Below are 15,726 nucleotides of genomic sequence, written 5' to 3' on the forward strand. Positions count from 1 at the left end.
CATGAATATGCATGTTCCAGCTTCAAAACCTGCGGTAGCTGCCAAGTCGGCAGAAGCGCCCAAAACCGCGATCAGCGCCCTGTGGCGTCCGGCGCTGGTGCAAGCGTTCGTCAAACTCGACCCGCGCCAGTTGGTGCGCTCGCCGGTGATGCTGGTGGTCGAACTGACGGCGATTTTCACTACCGTGCTGTGCTTCATCCCGGACAACGTCGTGCCGACTTTTGTCGCGGCGCAGATTGCCCTGTGGCTGTGGTTCACCGTGCTGTTCGCCAACTTCGCCGAAGCACTGGCCGAAGGTCGCGGCAAGGCCCGCGCCGACAGCCTCAAGGCCGGCAGCGAAGGCCTTAGCGCCCGTCGCAAACTGGCCAACGGCAGCTTTCAGGTGGTGCCCGCCGCCAGCCTGCGCAAGGGTGATGTGGTGCGCGTCGAAGCCGGGGAAATGATCCCCGGTGACGGCGAAGTCATCGAAGGCATCGCGGCGGTCAACGAAGCGGCAATTACCGGTGAATCGGCTCCGGTGATCCGTGAATCCGGCGGCGACCGTTCCGCCGTCACCGGCAATACGCGACTGGTGTCCGACTGGCTGCTGGTGAAGATCACCGCTAACCCCGGCGAGTCGACTCTGGACCGGATGATCGCGCTGGTCGAAGGTGCCAAACGCCAGAAGACCCCGAACGAAGTGGCGCTGGACATCCTGCTGATCGGCCTGACCCTGATCTTCCTGCTGGTGGTCGTGACCCTGCAACCGTTCGCCCACTTCGCCAACGGCAGCCTGCCGCTGGTGTTCCTGGTGGCGCTGTTGGTCACGCTGATCCCGACCACTATCGGCGGCCTGCTGTCGGCCATCGGTATCGCCGGGATGGATCGTCTGGTGCGTCTGAACGTGATCGCCAAGTCCGGTCGCGCAGTGGAAGCGGCGGGTGATGTGCACGTGTTGCTGCTGGACAAGACCGGCACCATCACCTTCGGTAACCGTCGATGCAGCGCGGTGTATGCCGCGCCGGGTGTGAATGCCCGTGAACTGGCCGAAGGCGCGCTGTTCGCTTCGCTGGCTGATGAAACCGCCGAAGGCAAGTCCATCGTCGAGTACCTGCGCGGCTCCAATCCGCAGCCGGAACCGGCGCCGGAAACTCTGACTGCCGTGCCCTTCAGCGCCGAAACCCGCTTGTCCGGCGTCGACTATCAGGGCCGTGTATTCCGCAAGGGCGCGGTGGATTCGCTGCTGGCGTTCCTCGGTCAACAACGCAAGGATCTGGCCCCGGCGCTGTCCCGGGAAATCGACAAGATTGCCCAGAGCGGCGGCACGCCATTGCTGGTCTGCGCCGACGGCAAGCTGCTCGGTGCGATCCATCTGAAAGACGTGGTCAAACCGGGCATCCGCGAGCGTTTCGCCGAGCTGCGCAAACTGGGGATTCGCACGGTAATGGTCACCGGCGACAACCCGTTGACCGCTGCCGCAATTGCCGCTGAAGCAGGTGTGGATGACGTGCTGGCCGAAGCGACACCGGAGAAGAAACTGGCGCGCATCCGCCACGAGCAGAACGACGGTCGTCTGGTCGCGATGTGCGGCGACGGCGCCAACGATGCTCCGGCGCTGGCCCAGGCTGACGTCGGCATGGCGATGAACGACGGCACTCAGGCGGCGCGCGAAGCGGCCAACATGGTCGACCTCGACAGCGATCCGACCAAGCTGCTGGACGTGGTGCAGATCGGCAAGGAACTGCTGGTGACCCGCGGCGCGCTGACGACCTTTTCCATCGCCAACGACGTGGCCAAGTACTTCGCGATCCTGCCGGCACTGTTCGCTGCGATCTACCCGCAACTGGGCGTGCTGAACATCATGCACTTGAGCAGCCCGCAGAGCGCGATCCTCTCGGCCATCGTCTTCAATGCCCTGATCATTGTTGTGCTGATTCCGCTGGCCCTGCGCGGCGTGCGGGTGCAGGCGGCGAGTGCGGCGGCGCTGCTGCGACGCAACCTGCTGATCTATGGCCTGGGCGGGATTTTGGTGCCGTTCGTGGGGATCAAGGCGATCGACATGCTGCTGACGGCGTTGCATCTGGTTTGACCCCTAAATCGTCCCCTCACCCTAACCCTCTCCCAGAAGGAGAGGGGACTGACCGAGGTGTTCTGGCGAGTTACACCGACCTGAAATATCGAGTCGAACTCAGGTCTTGAAAAATATAGAGATCGGCTCCCTCTCCCTCCGGGAGAGGGCTGGGGTGAGGGGAAAGATGTCCCTGACACCCCAAGTCTTTAAGCCCAATGAATTCGAGGATTCCGAAATGTCCACAATATTACGTCCGGCCCTGAGCCTGCTGGTGCTGATGACCCTGGTCACCGGCGTTGCCTATCCACTGGTCGTCACCGGCGTTGCCCAGGTCGCCTTCCCCGAGCAGGCCAACGGCAGCCTGGTACGCGACGCCGAAGGCAAGGTGCGCGGCTCGTCCCTGATCGCTCAGGATTTTGTCGGCGATGCGTGGTTTCATCCACGTCCGTCGGCGGGTGCTTTTGCGACTGTGTCGAGCAGCGCGAGCAACCTGGCGCCGAGCAATCCGGCGCTGGCCACTCGGGTGATCGATGATGCCAACAAGCTGCTGGTGCCCGGTCAAGGCCCGGTGCCGCTGGCGTTGTTGACCACCTCCGGCAGCGGTCTCGATCCGCACTTGCCACCGGCCGCAATTGCCTATCAACTGGCGCGTGTCGCCCACGCGCGCAACTTGCCGGTGTCGACCTTGCAGCAGTTGCTCGACGCGCACATCGAACAGCCGCTGGTGGGCCCGCCGGTGGTGAATGTGCTGGCGTTGAACATGGCGCTGGAAAAGCTGTAATGAATCCTTCAGGAAGAGAGCTTCAAGCATGAGTGACTCCGGCCGCGCCGACGCGCTGTTAGCAGAACTGCCCCGCGACGGACGCGGCCGGCTCAAGGTTTTTCTCGGCGCCGCGCCGGGCGTGGGCAAGACCTTCGCCATGCTGCAGGCCGCCCATAGCCAGCTGCGCCAGGGCGTGAAAGTCATCGCCGGTGTGGTCGAAACCCACGGCCGCGCCGAAACCGAAGCGCTGCTTGGTGGCTTGCCACAATTGCCGCTGGTGCGTTCGGAATACCGTGGCGTGACGCTGGAGGAAATGGACCTCGACGGTCTGCTCGCAGCAAAACCGAAACTGGTGCTGGTCGATGAACTCGCCCACAGTAACGCCCCCGGCAGTCGCCACGCCAAACGCTGGCAGGACATTCAGGAACTGCTCGCCGCCGGCATCGACGTCTACACCACGGTCAACGTCCAGCACCTGGAAAGCCTCAACGATCAGGTGCGCGGCATCACCGGGGTGCAGGTGCGCGAAACCCTGCCGGACTGGGTGCTGCAGGAAGCCTACGAACTGCTGCTGATCGACCTGCCACCCCGGGAACTGCTCGAGCGCTTGCGCGAAGGCAAGGTCTACGTACCGGAGCAAGCCCGGGCCGCGATCGATGCGTTTTTCACCCAGACCAACCTCACCGCGTTGCGTGAACTGGCGATGCAGACCGCTGCTGCGCAGGTCGACAACGATCTGGCGCAGGGCTATCGCAAGCTCGGTCAGGCCGCACCGGCAGTTCGCGGTCGCCTGCTGGTCGGCGTCGATGGCAATGCCGATGCCGAACGATTGGTGCGCCATGCCAGTCGTGTGGCTCAGCGTCGGCATTTGCCGTGGAGCCTGGTGCACGTCGACAACGGCAGCGTGCGCGATGAGCAATCACGTCTGCGCCTGCAAGGCGCCCAGCAACTGGCCGAACGGCTTGGCGGGGAAGTGGTTCTGCTGCGAGCCGGCGAAGTGGCGAAGACCCTGATCCAGCACGCTACCGAGCGCCGGGCCAGTCTGGTGCTGGTTGGCCAGTCGCGGCCGAGTCTGCGCCGACGACTGTTCGGTGGTGGACTGGCGGCGCGTCTGTTGCGTCAGTCCCATGGCCTGGAAATCAACGTGCTGGACAGCGATCACGAGCAGCACGCGCCACGCCTGCGGACCGCGCCGACGCTGGTGTGGTTCGACTATGCGCTGGCGCTGGTGGCGACCATTCTGGCCAGTGCGCTGGCGTGGGCGGTGTCCAGCGTATTGCCGTTGCCGAACATCTCTCTGGTGTTCCTCGCGGCGGTGTTGCTGGTGGCGGTGCGCAGCAGTCTCGGGCCGTCGCTGGCCTGTGCGGCGCTGTCGTTCCTGACCTACGACTTTCTGTTCATCCCGCCGAATTTTTCCTTCGCCATCCAGCGCGAAGAAGACGTGCTGACCTTGCTGTTCTTCCTGCTGATGGCGGCGCTCACCGGCAATCTGGCGGCGCGCCAGCGTCGGCAATTGCAGGCGTTGCGCGATACCCAGGAAGAGACCACCGAGCTGCTCGACCTGTCGCGTAAACTCACCGCCGCCACCGACCGTCAGGCCGTAGTCAGCGCCGCTGCCCAGCACCTCAATGGCTGGAGCGATCTGCAACTGTGCCTGCTCAACCGCGACGGGCAGGGTGGCTGGAAAGTCGAGACCGGCGGGCCGTTGCAGTTTACTGACTCCGAGCGCGCCGCCGCCGACTGGGCCTGGCAACACGATCAACCGGCGGGCATGGGCACCGGCACCTTGCCGTTCGGGCGTTGGTGGTGGTGGCCGCTGTCGGTGGAAGACGGGCCGCTGGCGCTGCTCGGTGTGTGTGCCAAAGAAGGCCAGACCTTGAGCGGCCAGCGTCGTCGCTTGCTGACCGCGTTGAGCCAGCCATTGGCTCAGGCACTGGCCCGTGCGCAACTGGCCGATGACCTGGAAGCCGCGCGTCTGCACGGCGAAACCGAACAACTGCGCAGTGCCTTGCTGGCCTCGGTGTCTCACGATCTGCGCACGCCGCTGACCTCGATGCGCGGCAGCATCGATAGCCTGCTGGCCCTCGGCGAAGCGATCCCGCTGGAGGATCGTCGCGAATTGCTCGAAGGCACCCGCGATGAAGCCGAGCGTCTCGACCGTTACATCCAGAACCTGCTGGACATGACCCGTCTCGGGCATGGTGCGTTGAAACTGGCGCGGGACTGGGTGTCGCCGGCAGACATCGTCGGCAGTGCGCTCAATCGTCTGCGCGCGGTGTTGTCGTCGTTACAGGTGAGCACCGATGTGCCGGCCGAGTTGCCGCTGCTGTTCGTCCATGCCGCGTTGATCGAACAGGCGCTGGTCAATGTGCTGGAAAACGCTGCGCGATTCTCACCGTCCCACGGCCGTCTGCAATTGCGTGCCGGGGCGGATGACAGTGAGGTGTTTTTCTCGGTCAGCGATGAAGGGCCGGGGATTCCCGTCGATGAGCGAGCGAAGATTTTTGACATGTTCTACACCGCCGCCCGAGGCGATCGCGGCGGGCAGGGCACCGGCCTGGGGCTGGCGATCTGTCAGGGCATGGTTGGCGCCCATGGCGGGCGGATCAGCGTCGGCGACGGTATCGACGGACGTGGCACCTGCATCACCCTGCACCTGCCCTTGCAGACGCAACCGGGGATGGACGGTGAAGCCTGAATCCGCCTGCGCTACTCTCTTGCCAATCTTTTGTGTTGATGTGAACTCATGACTCAGACCGCGACCATTTTGGTCATCGACGATGAACCGCAGATCCGCAAGTTCCTGCGCATCAGCCTCGCTTCCCAGGGCTACAAAGTGCTGGAGGCCGGCACCGGCGCCGAAGGCCTGGCCCAGGCAGCGCTGAACAAGCCCGACCTGCTGGTGCTCGACCTCGGCCTGCCGGACATGGACGGCCAACAAGTTTTGCGCGAGTTTCGCGAGTGGGCCACGGCGCCGGTGCTGGTGCTGTCGGTGCGGGCCAGCGAAGGGCAGAAAGTCCAGGCGCTGGATGGCGGTGCCAACGACTACGTGACCAAGCCGTTCGGCATTCAGGAGTTTCTCGCCCGGGTCCGTGCATTGTTGCGCCAGGCCCCGGCTGGAGAGGCGCAACAGGCAGCGCTGGCCTTCGGCCCGCTGACGGTGGATCTGGCCTATCGCCGGGTGCTGCTCGACGGTGTCGAAGTTGCCCTGACCCGCAAGGAATACGCGGTGCTGGCGCAACTGGCACGACACCCGGGACGGGTGATCACCCAGCAGCAACTGCTCAAGGACATCTGGGGACCGACCCACACCGAGGACAGTCATTATTTGCGGATCGTCGTCGGCCATTTGCGGCAGAAACTGGCGGACGATCCGACCCGGCCGCGATTCATCGTGACCGAGGCCGGCGTCGGTTATCGGTTGTTGAACGAGAACAGCGTTTAGCTCTGTTCGCTCTCATAACGGTCGAGGGTGTCCCGGGCGATCTCCCGGCCTAGCGCGATCAGCTCCGGGGCCTTGTAGAACTCGAAGAACCGGCAGACCCGCTTCGGTACGTTGATCAGGATGTCCGGCGGATACCCGGCGATCTTGTATTGCGCCAGCGAGGTCTGCATCACCTCGAAACTCTGGTTGATCAGATCCAGCAACGACGCCGGCCCGACGTTATCGACGATGAACGACCCGGTGGCGGATTTCGGGGCGCCGTCGCGTTCGGGGGCGGCGGCCGGTTGCTGGGTTTCGGGCTCCGCACCTTCGACCCATGGATTGATCTCGGCGGCCTCGGCGCGCAACGCCTCCTGTTCCAGTCGCAACAGTTGCTCGGCTTGTGTGCGGCGGAACGGCATCTTCGAACCGAGTGAACTGATCAGGTTGTCGAAGCGGCTACGAAACGCCGCAGGGCGCTGGATTACCGGCAGCTTGTAATGGCGCTGGTTGGTCGAGTTGAGATTGACCGCGACGATCAGATCGCAGTGGCTCGACACCACCGGCACGATCGGCAACGGATTGAGAATGCCGCCGTCCACCAGCATCCGGTTACCCTGCATCACCGGGGTGAACAGGCTGGGAATCGCCGCCGAGGCGCGCATCGCTTGATGCAGGCAGCCTTCCTGAAACCAGATTTCCTGCTGGTTGGTGAGGTCGGCGGCGACTGCCGTGTAGGGGATGCGCAGCTCTTCGATGTTGATCTCGCCGACGATCTTGCGGATCTGGCCGAAGACCTTTTCGCCACGGATTGCGCCGAGGCGGAAACTCACGTCCACCAGCCGCAGCACATCGAGGTAATCCAGGCCTTCGATCCAGCGTCGATACTCGTCGAGTTTACCGGCGGCGTAGATTCCGCCGACCACCGCCCCCATCGAACAACCGGCAATGCAGGCGATGTCGTAACCACGCCGTTCGATCTCCTCGATGACCCCGATATGGGCATAGCCCCGGGCGCCACCGGAGCCCAGCACCAGTGCGACACGCTTTTTCATCAGACTTCCTCCCCGACAGGTTTCCACAATGCACCCATCGAGGGCCGGGCTACAATCGTCAGGGTCGTTCGGGGTGGCGCTGGCGTCGTTATTTCGATACTTCATGACCCGCTGGCGTTATCTTTTGCCGTGCGGTGGATACACGGGGCACAAGGCACTTTTTCACCGCCCCAGCGTCTTAATTGCACGACTGTTGACCTATCTTTGAGGTGTAAGTGATGAAAGCCTGGATCTGTGTGCCCTTGATTGCCCTGGCATTGGCCGGTTGCGCCGGCAAGACCGCCTACCGCGACAGCTGCGGCAGCCAGCTCGATGCGGCATGGCATGAGCTGGATCTGGCCAAGGCCGAGGGTTTCGCCGGCACGGTCAGCTATTCCAAGGCCCTGTCGTTGCTGACGGCGGCCAAGACTCAGCAGCAATTCGAAGGGTTCGAGGGTTGCAGCAAAAAAGCCGAGAAGGCGCGTTTCTACATTCGCGAATCCCGCGCCGGGCGCTAAGCTGCTGACGTAGCGCAAGTGCAGGTGCCCTGCGCAGGTACACACTCATGCAGTGCCATTGAATTCAGGAGCAAGTAATGTCTGCGTTGGTCGACCGGTTGGTGGCTCATGTCCTGAGCCTGGAAGTCAGGCTGCTGGCCTGTCAGGCACGTTTGACCGCCCGGACCGACCCTGAGGCGCTGCATGATCTGCGAACCACCGTGCGCCGCTTGCGCAGCCTGTTGCGGCCATTGCGTGGCTTGCCCGGTGTCGAGCAACTGGAAGTCGCGGCGGCCGGTGTCGGGCAAGTGAGCACGCCATGGCGTGATCGCGAGGTGCTGGCCGCGTACCTGCTCGAACATGGTCAGCCTGAAGCCGCGCAGCGGCGCATGGCGCAGATGGCCGAGGCTTATCCGGCATTGGCGGCCAGTGCGGAAGTGGCTTCGCTGCTGATGATCCTCGATGCGTTTCCGCGTTTCCTGCGGGCGTCCCAGCGTCAGGGACTGCTCGATGATCTGGACAAACGCATCGAAAAACGCCTGGGCAAACAATGGAAGAACCTCGACGTGGCGCTGCACGATCCGGCCCACGACCGCCATCGTCTGCGCCTGCTGATCAAGCGTGTGCGTTACGGCATCGAGGCTTATCCCGAACTCGATCGCCTGCCGAAAGCGGCGCTGGCTCGCCTGAAGTCCGCACAGGGCGCCCTGGGTGACTGGCACGATTGCTGGCAATGGCTGGCGAAAGCCGAGCACGAAGCGGATCTGCAACCCTGCGTCGCCACTTGGCAGGCCACCATGATCAAGACCGAAAGCAAAGCTGACCGGGTGCTGGAAAAACTCAGCGCTGCCTGCTTCAAATCCTGAATCTCTCTACAGCCCGGCGCGGCTGTCTTATCTGTCAGTCTCTTTGACCGGAATGGACGCTGCGCCGCTCTGCCGCGCTGGTTAAGATCCGGTCATTCCCTTTTTCGTGTCCGAGGTTCCCATGCGCTTCTGCGATCTGATCGATGCTGTCCGCCGTCAACCGGAGGTCACCATTCCGGCCGAGTGGGGCCAGGGCCGGGCCAGTTTTGGCGGGTTGGTTGCCGCACTGCAATTTGAAGTGATGCGCACTCGGGTGCCAGCCGAACGGCCGGTGCGGTCGCTGGCGATTACCTTCGTCGGGCCGGTCGAGCCTGAAGTACCGGTCAGCTTCGAGGTTGAGGTGTTGCGCGAAGGCAAAGCAGTCATTCAGGTGCTGGGGCGCGCGGTGCAGAACGGCCAGGTGGTGACGATGGTGCAAGGCAGCTTCGGTGCTTCGCGCCCGTCGGAGGTGGCGGTTGCAGCTTATCCGGCACCCGAGATGAAACACTGGGACGATTGCCAGGAATTGCCGTACATCAAAGGCGTGACCCCGGAGTTCATGCGTCATCTGGCGATGCGCTGGAGTGTCGGCGGCATGCCGTTCACCGGCATTCAATCGCGGCTGATGGGCGGCTGGGTGCGCTTGCGTGGGGATGTGAAGGAAGAGCCGGTCAACGAGGCGCATCTGCTGGCGCTGGTCGATGCCTGGCCGCCTGCGCTGTTGCCGTATCTGAAGAAACCGGCACCGGGCAGCACGCTGACCTGGACCATCGAATTCGTTCAGCCATTACACGATTTGAGCACGCTGGACTGGTGCCAGTATCTGGCGGACATCGAGTACGCCGCCGACGGTTACGGCCATGTCGCCGCCAAACTGTGGAGCGCCCAGGGAGAACTGATCGCCATGAGCCGGCAGACGGTGACGATCTTCGCCTGACTCAATGACGGCGGTGGCGTTCACGCCAGGCGCGGTACCAGCCGCCGCTGAGCAGAAAGCGCGGGAAGGTCAGAAACTGCTCGACCAGCAGGCGCGATACCGCGTCCTTGCGATCACTGAACGGCTCGGAGGCTTGCGCCTCCAGGCTGTGGCCGTGGCGCTGCAGACCCAGCGCCGCGACAATCCCGATCACGCCGATCGCCACGCTCGCCAGACTCAGGCTGAACACGCCCGAGACGATCAACAGAAACGCGACGATGAACAGCGGCACGGCAATCAAGTGCAGCACCAGATTGGTCGGGTGCTGGTGATTGGCCGGGTACGCGCGCCATTGCCAGGCGGGAAGGTTGGGGTGACGTTTGCCCATGTTGCTGCTCCTCATTCCATGTTTGGTTCATGGTTGAAGAATAGGCCCGGGCGGGCGGGGCGGCGAATCAAGGTTGGCTATTGCAGTGATAGGGACAATGACGGTTCCTGATGTTGTCCCCTAGAGCTTCAGCTGACCGATCGCCTTGTTCAGTTCCCCGGCCAGCGTCGCCAGCTCGTTACTGGTAGTCGCCGAATCCACGGTCTGCTGCACGGTGTTTTCGGTCACATCGCGAATGCTCACCACCGCGCGGTTCATCTCTTCTGCGACTTGGCTCTGCTGTTCTGCCGCTACCGCAATCTGCGTGTTGCTCTCGCGCATCTGCGCTACCGCCCCGGTGATTTCCGCCAGTGCTTCTCCTGCCTCTTGCGCTTGCTGCACGCAGTCGTCGGCCTTGTACGAACTCTCCTGCATGAAGTCCACCGCATCGCGGGTGCCGGCCTGCAAGGCCGAGACCATGGTGGTGATTTCATCGGTGGAGGTCTGCACGCGTTTGGCGAGGTTGCGTACCTCGTCGGCGACCACCGCGAACCCGCGACCCATTTCCCCGGCACGGGCCGCTTCGATGGCGGCGTTGAGTGCCAGCAGATTGGTCTGTTCGGCGATGCTGTGGATCACGCTGACCACACCGTTGATTTTCTGGCTGTCCTCGGCCAGACGCTGGATCATTTCGGCGGTCTGCTGAACGCCGCTGGACAGGCCGGCAATCGAATGCTGAACGCGAGTGACCACTTGCTGACCGCTGCCGGCCAGGCCGTCGGCAGTCTGTGACAGGTCGCGCGTGGCACCGGCGTGCTGGGCGATGTGGTAGACGGTAGCGGTCATCTCGTTGATCGCCGTGGCGGCCTGATCGGTTTCGCTCTGTTGGCCGAGCATGCCGTGGCGCACCTCATTCATGCTCGATGCCAGTCGCGCGGCGCCGACGTCTAGTTGTCGCGCGGTGTTGGCCACGGTGGTGACCACGCGCTGGTAGCCGGCCTGCATCGCGTTGAAGGCATTAGCCATCTGACCGACTTCGTCCTTGCAGGCCAACGGCACCCGCGCCGAAAGATCACCGGTTTTTTCGACGTGCAGCATCACGTCCTTGAGCGTGTTGAGCTGGCTGAGCAGGAAGCGGATCAGCAACTGTGAAGCACCGAGCATTGCCAGCATCAGGATGAACACCGCCACCGCGTAGTTGGCGAAGCGTTCGGCGAACACTTGGCTGAGGCTGGGGGCGTAGGCGATCACGGCGACCTGCTGGCCATCGGCACGGCTGAAGACCTCGGCGCCGAGCAGCGGGTTTTCGCCGAACAACGGCAGATGACTGATTTCAATCCAGCCGTTGCTGTCGGTGATTTCCAGCAGCGGCTGATCGTTGAGGCGCGGCGCTTCACCGCGTTTGAACGTCAGCACCTGATCGGATTTGGGCAGCGCCTGTCCGGCCGGCCAGGCTTTGAGCAGCTGCGCCTGGGCCTGTGCGGAGGCCTGCGCGGCATGGCTGCGTGCCTGTTGTTCCAGCTGCACCGCGTACAGCACCAGCAACAGGGTGGTGACAAAGGCGACCGCGTTGACCGCCCAGAATTTGTATTTCAGCGAGATATTGCTAAGCCAGGCACCCATGGAGGTCTTCTCTGATAGCGGAAACAGTTTTGGCAAGGTGCCATTATTGTGCCGCTACACAGGTGTCCGGATCTTGATATGCATCAACAAGTGATGCATTCCCCTGCGGATCAGGGCAGGACGGGCAGTCTGTAAAAAGCCCGGGCGCACGCGGTGGTGTGGGCCGCCAGATCCTGCTCGGTCTCGCCCCGATGCAACGCCACTTCACGCAACACTTCGGTCAGATACGCCGGCTCGTTGCGCCCGTTCTTCGGCTTCGGTCGCAGTGTGCGCGGCAGCAGATACGGCGCATCGCTTTCCAGCATCAGGCGACCGCGTTTGATCTCCTTCACCAACGGATGCAAGTGGGTGCCGCGCCGCTCGTCACAGATCCAGCCGGTGATGCCGATGTGCAGGTCCAGATCGAGGTAGCTGAACAACGCTTTCTGCTCGCCGGTGAAGCAATGCACCACGGCGGCTGGCAACTGGTCGCGGAAGTCGCGGAGGATTTCCAGCAAGCGCTGGCTCGCGTCACGTTCGTGCAGGAATACCGGCAGTTGCAGCTCCACGGCCAGGGCCAGATGTTCTTCGAGGACTTTTTCCTGTTGCGGGCGCGGCGAGAAGTCGCGGTTGAAATCCAGCCCGCATTCACCCACTGCCACAACGTTCGATTCTTTCAGCAGAGCGCGCAGACACCGTGCACTGTCAGCGTTCCAGTCACTGGCCGAATGCGGATGAATACCGGCGGTGGCGAACAGTCGCTGGCCGTCCGGATCCAGTTGTTGGCACAGTTCCAGTGCCTGTTCGCTGCCCTCGACGCTGGTGCCGGTCAGCACCAGTTGGCAGACCCCGGCAGCGTAGGCGCGGTCGAGCACGGCCTGATGTTTGTCGGCGAAACTGGGGTTGGTCAGGTTGACGCCGATATCGATGAGTTGCATGGTGCTACCTCGGGCCGAAGGCCGGAAAGCATATCAGAGCAGTAGATTTAAAAGAAAAACCAAGAACTACAACGGCTTATGGCTGTCTGTTGAGGCCGCGAGACAACACGAGGTGGCGCGGTTGCCATCACTGTGCCAGTCTCTCGCACTTTATCAGCGCTCCAGGCGCTCTGTTTTCGTCGGTGTTTTGCGACCGTTCAGCGGCAAAACGCCCCGTATTCTTTCCGGAGAGTGGATGGTTCGTCCCTCGGTTTTGCTCCTGCTGTGTGGTTCGTTGCTGCTGCCGATGACAGCGGTCGCGCGCCTGCCCGGGCCGCTGCAAGCCGTGCCGGCCGCCAAGGTCCGCGACCTGACCGAGATTCGCAACAGTCGCGTGCTGCGCGTATTGGTCAACCAGAGCCGCAACAGCTCCGGCGAAGTCCAGGGCCAGACCATCGGCGTCGAATATCACCGTTTGCGCGCCTTCGAGCAGTATCTCAATGGCCACGCCCGCGACGGCCAGGAAATCACCCTCAAGATCATTCCCAAAGCCAAGGATCAATTGCTCGGCGCGCTACAGCGTGGCGAAGGTGATCTGGTGGCCCCGGGCGAACTGCTCGACCTGCAACCGGGCCACGCGGTCGCCAGCAGCGAGCCGATCGCCAGCAATGTGCCGCTGGTGCTGGTCGGCATCAAGGGCGAGAAGCGCTACACCAAAGTCGAGCAACTGGCCGGCAAAACCCTGGCGCTGCCCACCGGTAGTGCGGCGGGGGAGGCGGTCAGTCAGCTCAATCAGAAACTGGCGCTGCACAAACTGGCGCCGATCAAGATTGAATGGGTCGATCCCACGTTGGCCGTCGAGGATGTGCTGGAAATGGTCCAGGGCGGCATCTTCCACCTGACCATCGTCGAGCAACCGATTGCCGAGCGCTGGGGCAAGATCTTGCCCAAGCTGCGTTTCGACCGGCAGCTGATGATCAGCGAACCGGGCGAGGAATACTGGTTCGTGCGGCGCGATGCCGCGATGCTGCGGGCGAGCATCGACCGCTTCCTGACCGGCTACAAGACGCCGTCGAACGAAGACGCCGCGTTTCTGCGGATCTACCGTCGTCTCTATCAAGTCCACTATCCATTGGCCAAGGCTGACCGCCAGCGCCTGGAAAAACTGCGCCCGACCCTGCAAAAGCATGCCGAAGCGCAGAACATGGATTGGCTGAATCTGGCCGCGCTGGCGTTCAAGGAATCCGCACTGCAACCCAGTGCGCGCGGTGGCGGTGGCCCGACCGGGCTGATGCAGATCACGCCGTCCGCCGCGCAGCGGGTCGGCGTCAACAACATCCAGAATCTCGATGCGAATGTGCAGGCCGGGGCCAAGTATCTGGCGATGATCCGCCGCAAGTTCTTCAACAGCCCCAAGCTCAACGAGCGCGAGCGCATGGCGTTCACCCTGGCTGCCTACAACATCGGCCCGGAGCGCGTGCAGGGCATGCGCGCCGAGGCCCGGCGCCGCGGGCTTAACCCGAATCAGTGGTTCTTTCAGGTCGAGCGCATCGCGATGGAGCAGGTGGGGATGGGCGCCGTCAGCTATGTTAATAGTGTGAACAAGTATTACTTGGCGTTCGACCGGGAGCGTGAGTCGTTGGAGCCCCGGGGACAGAAAGTTGTCTCACGCAAATGATCAAATAAATTGATTGTTATGGCGGAATATTTGCGCTTTTAACATAAATTTAACTGATTAATATGGCGGCCAACCAACAAGCACTTCTCCAACAAGGAATACAAACATGAGCTCTCTGATCAACAAGGTCCTGTTCACCCGCGCCGGCTATGGCCTGACTGTTCTGCGCATCGTCGTCGGCGTGATCTTTGCCGCCCACGGCTCGCAGAAACTCTTCGGCCTGTTCGGTGGCTACGGTCTGGCCGGCACCGCGCAGTATATGGAAAGCCTTGGCCTGACCCCGGGTTACCTGATGGCAATATTGTCTGGCGGCACCGAGTTCTTCGCCGGGCTGGCCCTGATCATCGGTCTGCTGGTGCGCCCGGCGGCGGCGGGACTGGTGTTCCTGTCGCTGGTCGCGATCTTTTCGGTGCACATCCACAACGGTCTGTTCATGGCCAACAACGGTTACGAGTTCGCCCTGGCGCTGCTTGGTGGCAGCATCGCGGTGCTGATCGAAGGTGCCGGCAAGCTTTCGGTGGATCGCGCCATCGCCGGTTGACCGCTCTGGCTCAAGCAAAAGGCCCGCATTGTGCGGGCCTTTTTTGTTGCGGCTGATTCTTGACACTCGCTGGTCACGTTCTCTAGGATGCCGCTCATGCGCCGATTTAAACAGCTACTTGCGGGGCGCCAGGTGACTATTCTCAAGTTGCCGTCAGAAGCCGGAACAGGGCTTCGAAATACCGCTAAAGCGCTGGTTCGGTGTTGCCTCTCACCTGCCATGCAGACTTTTGAGGCAGAGACACGACACGATGAATGCACTTCGCCCTCCAGCACGTCCCGCGCCGATCACGGCACATGTCACCCAGCGCAATCCAAAAATCCTGCTTGGCGGCAGACATCAGCCGACGCTGTTGCGTTATCTCGATGGCTGGCCACGTCGCAGCGGCGGTCCTGCCGCCTTCCTGATCCAGTTCGTTGAAGACGGCGAGTCGCTGGCGCGTTTTGCCGATGACAGTTTCGACCTGGCGGTGATTCAGTCGCCCAGCGCTGAAGACGCGCCGGAAATGATCCGTCAACTGACCCGCGTTGCCCGTCAGGGGCTGATTGCCCGGCGCTGAGCGTCAGGGATAGTCGATCGCCACGATGTAAACGAATTGCTCGCCGGTTGGCGTCTGGACCCGGACTTCGGCGTCCAGCGCCTTGCCGATCAAGGCGCGGGCCAGCGGCGAGTCGATGCTGATCAGGCCCAGTTTCAGATCCAGCTCGTCCGGGCCGACGATGCGGTAGCGCGACTGTTTGCCGTCCTCATCTTCGATGGTCACCCAGGCGCCGAAGTAGACCTTGTTCGGATCGCTCGGTTTTTCGCTGACGACCTTCAGTGCTTCAAGGCGCTTGGTGAGAAAACGCACGCGGCTGTCGATCTCCCGCAGCATTTTCTTGCCGTAGGTGTACTCGGCATTTTCCGACCGATCACCCTGAGCCGCCGCTTCGCTGACCGACTGCGTCACCTGCGGGCGGCGCACATGCCATAGCTCGTGGAATTCGGCGCGCATCCGCGCTTCACCTTCGGGAGTGATCAGCGCGGTGCCAGCGGTGCGGGGAGGGCGATAACGGCTCATGGCAACTTCTTGTGGTATTGAGGGCTGGAGTC

Annotated in this window: 15 protein-coding genes; 10 read left to right on the plus strand and 5 right to left on the minus strand. The window is 62.7% G+C overall.

The annotated features are described in order from the left end of the window. The first annotated feature begins 1 nt into the window (after position 1). From kdpB to OQ248_RS19270, 4 genes are all read left to right on the plus strand, one after another. Positions 2–2,068: a potassium-transporting ATPase subunit KdpB gene (gene kdpB / locus OQ248_RS19255; protein ID WP_248743829.1), complete on the plus strand. Its 2,067-nt coding sequence runs from the start codon at positions 2–4 to the stop codon at positions 2,066–2,068. Between the two features lie 217 nt (positions 2,069–2,285). Beyond that, positions 2,286–2,831, plus strand: coding sequence for a potassium-transporting ATPase subunit KdpC (gene kdpC, locus OQ248_RS19260; RefSeq protein WP_265813647.1), 546 nt, complete (start codon positions 2,286–2,288; stop codon positions 2,829–2,831). Between the two features lie 28 nt (positions 2,832–2,859). Beyond that, a complete protein-coding gene (locus tag OQ248_RS19265; RefSeq protein ID WP_265813648.1) occupies positions 2,860–5,511 on the plus strand; it encodes a sensor histidine kinase KdpD in 2,652 nt (883 codons plus the stop codon). 48 nt (positions 5,512–5,559) lie between these two features. After that, entirely contained in the window at positions 5,560–6,258 is a 699-nt protein-coding gene (locus OQ248_RS19270; RefSeq protein WP_119429650.1) for a response regulator, read from the plus strand. Here the strand turns inward: OQ248_RS19270 and OQ248_RS19275 are convergent. Then, positions 6,255–7,292 carry a patatin-like phospholipase family protein gene (locus OQ248_RS19275; RefSeq protein ID WP_192552146.1) on the minus strand — a complete coding sequence of 346 codons (1,038 nt, stop codon included), beginning with the start codon at positions 7,290–7,292 and terminating at the stop codon, positions 6,255–6,257. The two genes, OQ248_RS19270 and OQ248_RS19275, sit on opposite strands and share 4 nt — an antisense overlap. A gap of 218 nt (positions 7,293–7,510) precedes the next feature. On the opposite strand from OQ248_RS19275, the gene OQ248_RS19280 reads away from it, so the two are divergent. From OQ248_RS19280 to OQ248_RS19290, 3 genes are all read left to right on the plus strand, one after another. Further along, on the plus strand, positions 7,511–7,789 hold the full coding sequence (locus tag OQ248_RS19280; RefSeq protein ID WP_041069470.1) for a hypothetical protein: 279 nt from the start codon (positions 7,511–7,513) through the stop codon (positions 7,787–7,789). A gap of 77 nt (positions 7,790–7,866) precedes the next feature. Beyond that, entirely contained in the window at positions 7,867–8,634 is a 768-nt protein-coding gene (locus OQ248_RS19285) for a CHAD domain-containing protein (RefSeq protein ID WP_265813649.1), read from the plus strand. Positions 8,635–8,755: 121 nt separating this feature from the next. Then, positions 8,756–9,550 carry a thioesterase family protein gene (locus tag OQ248_RS19290; protein ID WP_265813650.1) on the plus strand — a complete coding sequence of 265 codons (795 nt, stop codon included), beginning with the start codon at positions 8,756–8,758 and terminating at the stop codon, positions 9,548–9,550. A 1-nt stretch (position 9,551) separates the two neighbouring features. On the opposite strand, the gene OQ248_RS19295 is transcribed toward OQ248_RS19290, so the two are convergent. From OQ248_RS19295 to OQ248_RS19305, 3 genes are all read right to left on the minus strand, one after another. Then, positions 9,552–9,917: an Mpo1-like protein gene (locus OQ248_RS19295; RefSeq protein WP_119429646.1), complete on the minus strand. Its 366-nt coding sequence runs from the start codon at positions 9,915–9,917 to the stop codon at positions 9,552–9,554. Between the two features lie 120 nt (positions 9,918–10,037). Then, the gene (locus tag OQ248_RS19300) at positions 10,038–11,519 is read right to left on the minus strand and encodes a methyl-accepting chemotaxis protein (protein ID WP_265813651.1); all 1,482 of its coding nucleotides are present in this window, start codon (positions 11,517–11,519) and stop codon (positions 10,038–10,040) included. Between the two features lie 110 nt (positions 11,520–11,629). Continuing rightward, positions 11,630–12,436 (minus strand): TatD family hydrolase, encoded by an 807-nt coding sequence (locus OQ248_RS19305; RefSeq protein ID WP_265813652.1) that lies wholly within the window; start codon positions 12,434–12,436, stop codon positions 11,630–11,632. A 235-nt stretch (positions 12,437–12,671) separates the two neighbouring features. Between OQ248_RS19305 and OQ248_RS19310 the strand changes: the two genes are divergently transcribed. The 3 genes from OQ248_RS19310 (at position 12,672) to OQ248_RS19320 (ending at position 15,193) form a co-directional block, all read left to right on the plus strand. Continuing rightward, positions 12,672–14,093: a transglycosylase SLT domain-containing protein gene (locus OQ248_RS19310; RefSeq protein ID WP_119429643.1), complete on the plus strand. Its 1,422-nt coding sequence runs from the start codon at positions 12,672–12,674 to the stop codon at positions 14,091–14,093. Positions 14,094–14,199: 106 nt separating this feature from the next. Beyond that, complete coding sequence (locus OQ248_RS19315) at positions 14,200–14,634, plus strand: DoxX family protein (RefSeq protein ID WP_119429642.1); 435 nt, start codon at positions 14,200–14,202, stop codon at positions 14,632–14,634. Positions 14,635–14,884: 250 nt separating this feature from the next. Continuing rightward, positions 14,885–15,193, plus strand: a complete 309-nt coding sequence (locus OQ248_RS19320; protein WP_119429641.1) for a class I SAM-dependent methyltransferase — start codon at positions 14,885–14,887, stop codon at positions 15,191–15,193. Positions 15,194–15,196: 3 nt separating this feature from the next. Here the strand turns inward: OQ248_RS19320 and greB are convergent, their stop codons facing one another. After that, a complete protein-coding gene (gene greB / locus OQ248_RS19325) occupies positions 15,197–15,694 on the minus strand; it encodes a transcription elongation factor GreB (RefSeq protein WP_003226818.1) in 498 nt (165 codons plus the stop codon). Positions 15,695–15,726 lie beyond the last annotated feature (32 nt).

Origin of the sequence: Pseudomonas sp. COW5, assembly GCF_026240005.1 — a bacterium.
Classification (GTDB): domain Bacteria; phylum Pseudomonadota; class Gammaproteobacteria; order Pseudomonadales; family Pseudomonadaceae; genus Aquipseudomonas; species Aquipseudomonas kribbensis.